Below are 6,026 nucleotides of genomic sequence, written 5' to 3' on the forward strand. Positions count from 1 at the left end.
GTATAAAGTGTTATTCCCTGCTCTTGGAAGTGTTTTTCGAAATATTCCTACTAAACTTATAAAATAGAAAGCATGCCTTCGATAGACATGCTTTCTATTATTCTGTTTACTTCAAGTTATCCCATGTTTGTTGGAATCTCTCAAGTACAGTATCATAATCGATTTTTCCAGCTGCATATTCCTGGATCGTTGCAGCGAATTCTTTGTTCGCTCCATCTGGCCATTTGAACCAAGTCCAAGGAATTGTTTTCTCGTCCTTAGAGTAATCAAGAATGGATTGACCTAAGTCACCAAGACCATTTGGCTCGATATTATCAAATGCAGGGATGAACGCAAATTCTTCTGTGATATAACGCTTACCAGTTTCAGAAGATACCATCCACTCCAAGAATGTTTTCGCTTCTTCAAGGTGTTCTGAGTTCTTGTTCAGTACCCAGTTATTCGGTACACCGACAGGAAGGCGGTCGGCATTCTCGTCATTACTGATTGGAATAGGAAGGAAGCCCATATTGATATCAGGGTTAATTTCCGTGATCATGTTCTCCGTCCAGTTCCCTTGTTGAAGCATAGCAGTTTCACCAGAAGCAAATAGTGTTACCTGCGTATTGTAATCAGTTGTTAATGGATTATCGTTTGCATATTTAAGCTCTGTGTCCAGTACTTCTTTGAACTGTTTGAACTTTTCGTTTCCTACAATCTTCTCAGACCCATCATACAGTCCTGCAATGAACTTATCCGGATCTTCCTGCTGTGCAAAAGGAATGTTCAGTAAATGCTGCCCGATTACCCACCACTCGCCGTAACCAGCTGAGAATGGAGTGATTTTCTTTGCTTCAAGCTTTTTCGCTGCGTCTTTCAATTCATCGATCGTCGCAGGAGGCTCAGTGATGCCTGCTTTTTCGAATAAGTCTTTGTTATACACAAAACCATATCCTTCTAAGTTAACCGGCATACCATACAGCTTGCCGTCTTCATCCGTCATCGGCACTTTACCGATTGGAAGAACATGCTCAACCCATGGCTCATCAGAAAGATCGGCAAGCTTCTCTTTCCAAAGCTCTAACTCTTTAAATCCACCATTGTTGAAAATATCCGGCTCTTCGCCAGATGCAAATTTCGCTTTAAGAGCTGCACCGTAATCGGCACCTCCCCCAACTGTTTCAAGCTTGATCTTGATGTTCGGATGCTCTGCTTCAAATTCCTTGATCATTTCTTGAAGTTGGTCGGCAATTTCAACCTTGAACTGGAAGAAGTTCAGTGTCACAACATCATCTCCAGAACCTGAATCTCCGCCTGAACTGCTTGTTTTGTCTTTAGAAGAACAACCTGCAATAATTCCAAATACTAAAACCAAAGACATACAAAGTAATAAAATACGCTTCATAAATGGATTGACCTCCCTGATATAAAATATTTTATATAAATTTCTGTATCAATGATAGACCATCTCGACAGAAACTTTATATCTACTTGATCGAACCTGACGCAATTCCTTTGATAATATGCTTCTGTAAAAACAGGAAGAAGATGATGATAGGCGTAATCCCGAGAACCAGTGCCGCAAGACCCATATCCCATTGCTTCGTATACTGAGCAAAGAACGAACTTGCTGCCAGAGGAATCGTACGCAACTCCGCATCCTGTAACACAAGGAGTGGTAGCAGGTAGTCATTCCAAATCCACAATGTGTTCAGAATAATCACTGTAACCGTGATCGGCTTCAGTAAAGGGAACACAATTCTCCAAAACACGCCAAACTGACTACAGCCATCGATCATCGCTGACTCCTCGATTTCAATCGGTACCGTCTTTACAAATCCATGGTACAAGAATAAGGAAAGCGGAACACCGAATCCGAAGTACATAATGATGAGGCCTGGAATGCTATTTGTAAGTCCAAGTGTTCCCCCAACTTTCATTAAAGGAATCATCACCGTTTGGAACGGGATTACCATGGCGGACACAAAGACTACGAATAAGATTTTACTGAACTTCCCTGGGGTACGAACCATTTTCCACGCTGCCATTGAACTGATGATCACCAATCCAAGGTTACTGAAAACCGTGATGACAAGGGAGTTCCAGAATGCCCGTGGGAAATTGATGACTTCCCACACTTTTGCATAGTTAGAAAACACAAATTCCTTCGGCCACGCCGCCGCATCGATCAGGATCGCTGCAAACGGTTTTACCGAGTTGATCAATACGAAGTAAAAAGGGATAAGGAAAATGAGCCCGATCACAATCCCGATGATCTCTAATACAAACGTTCTCTTCGTATAGCGATTGCCCATTATGCCTCAACCTCCTTCTTCTTCGTCACCATCACTTGTATCGTCGTAAACACTGCCACTACCACAAAGAATAGAATTGATTTCGCCGTTCCAAGTCCGTAGCGGTTATTCTGGAATGCTTCCTGATAGATATTGATCGCTACCGATTGTGTAGAATTGAATGGCCCGCCTCCTGTCAGCGAGATGTTCAAATCGAATATCTTAAAGGCCATTGAGATCGTAAGGAAGAAACAAATCGTGAATGCCGGTAAGATCAATGGAATGATGATCTTAGTCAAGAGCGTCCAGTTCGATGCCCCATCCATCTTCGCTGCTTCCAGAAGTGAATTATCCACCCCTTGTAACGCTGCCACGTAGATGACCATCATGTACCCTGAGATCTGCCATGCAAATACGATGACGATCCCCCAAAACGCCGTCTTCTCATCACCAAGCCACGGCATTTTAAAGAATCCGATATCCGTCATATTGCCAAGTGATGCAAATCCTTTAACAAAGATGAATTGCCAGATGAACCCGAGTAGCAATCCGCCGATGACGTTCGGGATAAAAAATACTGTCCTGAGAATATTACGAGTCTTCAATGCTGCATTCAGTAGCAGAGCGAAACTGAATCCTATCAAGTTACTAATAATCACAGCCGCAAACATAAACTTTGTCGTGAACATGAACGAATTAAAAAACGTCTTATCATCCGTAAAAATCTTTTTGTAGTTATCGAATCCAACCCACTCGACTACAGAGCTGACACCATTCCATGAGGTGAATGAATAATACACCCCCATCAAAAACGGAAGAATTTGAATCACTAAGAAAAATAAAAGTGCCGGTCCAACAAAGGCAGCGTACGTCAGTAAGCTCTTATACTTAAACTTCTTCTTCGTCACTGCCTTCATTTGTACGTCTGGGCTTACTGGTTCAGTCTGAATCTTTGGTTCCACCCGTATCACCACCCTAACTGTGTAATCGCTTTCTTTCATTATAATGGTAGCGCTTTCTTATAAAGGGGAACTCAATTGACGAAGAAGGTGCAAAATTTTGACTAGATGGGTATTGGGTTGTTGGTGGTGTGGGGAAATGAGAAGGTTGGGTTTCTTTCGATTCGTCCGGTTCGGGTCGGAGCATGTTGTAAGTAATGCGGTTTTGAAAATAAAATGCTGGAATTGAAAATAAAAGTGGAGTTTTTGAAAATAAAATCGTGGAATTGAAAATAAATGATCTAGTTTTGAAAATATACTGGTCTGAATCGAATGTCAGCGTGGTGAAATCAACCTGCTTCAGCTCAAAAAGATTGAATCTTGCTAAAATGAATCAATTTTTCATTATAAAACAATAAAAAAGACTTTCTCATAGTGAGAAAGTCTGTCATATGTAAGTTGGAGCGGGTGAAGGGAATCGAACCCTCATCATCAGCTTGGAAGGCTGAGGTTTTACCACTAAACTACACCCGCGATGTGGTACCGGTGGCCGGGATCGAACCGGCACTCCAGAGGAACACGATTTTGAGTCGTGCGCGTCTGCCAATTCCGCCACACCGGCATTACATATGGAGGCGGCAACCGGATTTGAACCGGTGATCAGGGTTTTGCAGACCCATGCCTTACCACTTGGCTATGCCGCCATATTATTGGAGCGGAAGACGGGATTCGAACCCGCGACCCCCACCTTGGCAAGGTGGTGTTCTACCACTGAACTACTTCCGCACTACTGGGCTAGCTGGATTCGAACCAACGCATGTCGCAGTCAAAGTGCGATGCCTTACCGCTTGGCTATAGCCCACTGATAGTATATGTCACGGAAATAAAAATGTGACTTTTATGGGGCGACTGATGGGAATCGAACCCACGAATGCCTGAACCACAATCAGGTGCGTTAACCACTTCGCCACAATCGCCATGATGAAAATAAAAATTGGCAGGGGTAGTAGGAATCGAACCCACACCAAAGGTTTTGGAGACCTTCGTTCTACCGTTAAACTATACCCCTAAGATAAATGGTGGAGGGGGGCAGATTCGAACTGCCGAACCCGAAGGAGCGGATTTACAGTCCGCCGCGTTTAGCCACTTCGCTACCCCTCCAGCTAAATCACTTGACTGGTGCCGGCAAGAGGACTTGAACCCCCAACCTACTGATTACAAGTCAGTTGCTCTACCAGTTGAGCTACACCGGCATCAAGTAAATAAATGGTGGCTCAGGACGGAATCGAACCGCCGACACATGGATTTTCAGTCCATTGCTCTACCAACTGAGCTACTGAGCCTTATTAAGTATGCATCCTACAATTAGAATGTTGTAGTCCATCGTCCAGCTCTCAGGAAGATGAATCAAGGAGCTGCTCGAGCTGTACGCTGATGTTAACTCGATGAAGATTATTCACCGTGCTCTACCAACTGAGCTACTGAGCCAAATAGTTTTCGGCTTCCACTAAGCTTCGAATCTCTTCGTCAGCTCACTTAGTCACATCCTCACGTATGTAAAATACGCTCCGGTGTTCCTTCGATCGCTTCCTCGACCTTCTCGCTTATCGAAACCCTTTTCCATTTCAATAAACACTATTTAAATAACAATGGCGGTCCGGACGGGACTCGAACCCGCGACCTCCTGCGTGACAGGCAGGCATTCTAACCAACTGAACTACCGGACCAAAGCTTTTTGCATTAGCAAAATAGGTTTCATTACCTCGCGATAGCGAAAATAACTATCCATGCGTGACTCATTTAGGATTATGATATCCTGAGTCAAAAATGGTATTGCGGGGACAGGATTTGAACCTGCGACCTTCGGGTTATGAGCCCGACGAGCTACCGAACTGCTCCACCCCGCGACGATTTAAATATTAAAATATCAATGGTGGAGGATGACGGGATCGAACCGCCGACCCTCTGCTTGTAAGGCAGATGCTCTCCCAGCTGAGCTAATCCTCCATTATTAAGAATACTGATTTTAAAACTTTGGTGACCCATACGGGATTCGAACCCGTGTTACCGCCGTGAAAGGGCGGTGTCTTAACCGCTTGACCAATGGGCCATATTGAGAAAATATAATGGCGGAGAGCAAGGGATTTGAACCCTTGAGACAGCGTTAACCGTCTACACGATTTCCAATCGTGCTCCTTCGGCCACTCGGACAGCTCTCCATATATTGGCTCCGCAGGCAAGATTCGAACTTGCGACCGATCGGTTAACAGCCGATAGCTCTACCACTGAGCTACTGCGGAACGATATGCCTGGCGACGTCCTACTCTCACAGGGGGAGATCCCCCAACTACCATCGGCGCTGAAGAGCTTAACTTCCGTGTTCGGCATGGGAACGGGTGTGACCTCTTCGCCATTATCACCAGACTATGTATTGTCTCTTTTTTAAGGACAAGTTCTATTATATCGTGTATAAATATTTTTTCAAGGCTTTTTTTATATTTATGTATAAAATTTATTCCCTGAAAACTAGATAAAGGATTGATGTCAAGAAAGCCGAAAATCGACCAATGTTGCATCTACTATTGAAGTAGATATCATTCCAGCTCCGGCGGCTAGAGACTCGAGGTCATTTCAGTTCAATCAGCTGTGGGTAAAAAGCACCCTCTTCTGATTGCTCAGAAATGCTTGTCGTCTCTGTTCAAGCCGCCTCCGCTTTATAGTGTGGTTAAGTCCTCGATCGATTAGTATCAGTCAACTCCACATGTCGCCATGCTTCCATCTCTGACCTATCTACCTAGTCATCTTCTAGGGATCT

The 6,026-nt window shown here is 44.1% G+C and carries 3 protein-coding genes, 16 tRNA genes and 2 rRNA genes; all 21 read right to left on the bottom strand.

Going from position 1 to position 6,026, the window contains the following annotated elements; genetic code table 11:
* Positions 1 to 106 precede the first annotated feature (106 nt).
* The gene (locus tag ACIGG7_RS14240) at positions 107 to 1,384 is read right to left on the bottom strand and encodes an ABC transporter substrate-binding protein (RefSeq protein ID WP_224941788.1); all 1,278 of its coding nucleotides are present in this window, start codon (positions 1,382 to 1,384) and stop codon (positions 107 to 109) included.
* Between the two features lie 82 nt (positions 1,385 to 1,466).
* Positions 1,467 to 2,294: a carbohydrate ABC transporter permease gene (locus tag ACIGG7_RS14245; protein WP_224941789.1), complete on the bottom strand. Its 828-nt coding sequence runs from the start codon at positions 2,292 to 2,294 to the stop codon at positions 1,467 to 1,469.
* On the bottom strand, positions 2,294 to 3,190 hold the full coding sequence (locus ACIGG7_RS14250; protein WP_224941823.1) for a carbohydrate ABC transporter permease: 897 nt from the start codon (positions 3,188 to 3,190) through the stop codon (positions 2,294 to 2,296). The genes ACIGG7_RS14245 and ACIGG7_RS14250 overlap by 1 nt, the downstream gene beginning before the upstream one ends.
* A 481-nt stretch (positions 3,191 to 3,671) precedes the next feature.
* A tRNA-Gly gene (locus tag ACIGG7_RS14255) sits at positions 3,672 to 3,745 on the bottom strand.
* Between the two features lie 4 nt (positions 3,746 to 3,749).
* Positions 3,750 to 3,833: transfer RNA gene (locus ACIGG7_RS14260), tRNA-Leu, on the bottom strand.
* An 8-nt stretch (positions 3,834 to 3,841) separates the two neighbouring features.
* Positions 3,842 to 3,915: transfer RNA gene (locus ACIGG7_RS14265), tRNA-Cys, on the bottom strand.
* Positions 3,916 to 3,922: 7 nt separating this feature from the next.
* Positions 3,923 to 3,997, bottom strand: a tRNA-Gly gene (locus ACIGG7_RS14270).
* 4 nt (positions 3,998 to 4,001) lie between these two features.
* Positions 4,002 to 4,073 (bottom strand) — tRNA-Gln (locus tag ACIGG7_RS14275).
* A gap of 39 nt (positions 4,074 to 4,112) precedes the next feature.
* Positions 4,113 to 4,188, bottom strand: a tRNA-His gene (locus ACIGG7_RS14280).
* 18 nt (positions 4,189 to 4,206) lie between these two features.
* Positions 4,207 to 4,280: transfer RNA gene (locus ACIGG7_RS14285), tRNA-Trp, on the bottom strand.
* Positions 4,281 to 4,288: 8 nt separating this feature from the next.
* Positions 4,289 to 4,372: transfer RNA gene (locus ACIGG7_RS14290), tRNA-Tyr, on the bottom strand.
* 16 nt (positions 4,373 to 4,388) lie between these two features.
* A tRNA-Thr gene (locus ACIGG7_RS14295) sits at positions 4,389 to 4,464 on the bottom strand.
* Positions 4,465 to 4,478: 14 nt separating this feature from the next.
* Positions 4,479 to 4,554: transfer RNA gene (locus ACIGG7_RS14300), tRNA-Phe, on the bottom strand.
* A gap of 307 nt (positions 4,555 to 4,861) precedes the next feature.
* A tRNA-Asp gene (locus ACIGG7_RS14305) sits at positions 4,862 to 4,938 on the bottom strand.
* 106 nt (positions 4,939 to 5,044) lie between these two features.
* Positions 5,045 to 5,118: transfer RNA gene (locus tag ACIGG7_RS14310), tRNA-Met, on the bottom strand.
* Between the two features lie 24 nt (positions 5,119 to 5,142).
* Positions 5,143 to 5,218, bottom strand: a tRNA-Val gene (locus ACIGG7_RS14315).
* A 28-nt stretch (positions 5,219 to 5,246) separates the two neighbouring features.
* A tRNA-Glu gene (locus ACIGG7_RS14320) sits at positions 5,247 to 5,321 on the bottom strand.
* A gap of 17 nt (positions 5,322 to 5,338) precedes the next feature.
* A tRNA-Ser gene (locus ACIGG7_RS14325) sits at positions 5,339 to 5,430 on the bottom strand.
* Between the two features lie 6 nt (positions 5,431 to 5,436).
* Positions 5,437 to 5,511: transfer RNA gene (locus ACIGG7_RS14330), tRNA-Asn, on the bottom strand.
* 7 nt (positions 5,512 to 5,518) lie between these two features.
* A 5S ribosomal RNA gene (gene rrf, locus ACIGG7_RS14335) occupies positions 5,519 to 5,635 on the bottom strand.
* A gap of 297 nt (positions 5,636 to 5,932) precedes the next feature.
* Positions 5,933 to 6,026, bottom strand: a 23S ribosomal RNA gene (locus tag ACIGG7_RS14340); the annotation flags it as partial.

The sequence above is a fragment of the Rossellomorea sp. NPDC077527 genome (genome assembly GCF_044542955.1).
GTDB lineage: Bacteria > Bacillota > Bacilli > Bacillales > Bacillaceae_B > Rossellomorea > Rossellomorea aquimaris_E.

Bases quoted from the DNA above. Each gene is read 5' to 3' on its own strand.
- ACIGG7_RS14240 (WP_224941788.1), bottom strand. From the start codon at position 1,384: ATGAAGCGTATTTTATTACTTTGTATGTCTTTGGTTTTAGTATTTGGA.
- ACIGG7_RS14245 (WP_224941789.1), bottom strand. From the start codon at position 2,294: ATGGGCAATCGCTATACGAAGAGAACGTTTGTATTAGAGATCATCGGG.
- ACIGG7_RS14250 (WP_224941823.1), bottom strand. From the start codon at position 3,190: ATGAAGGCAGTGACGAAGAAGAAGTTTAAGTATAAGAGCTTACTGACG.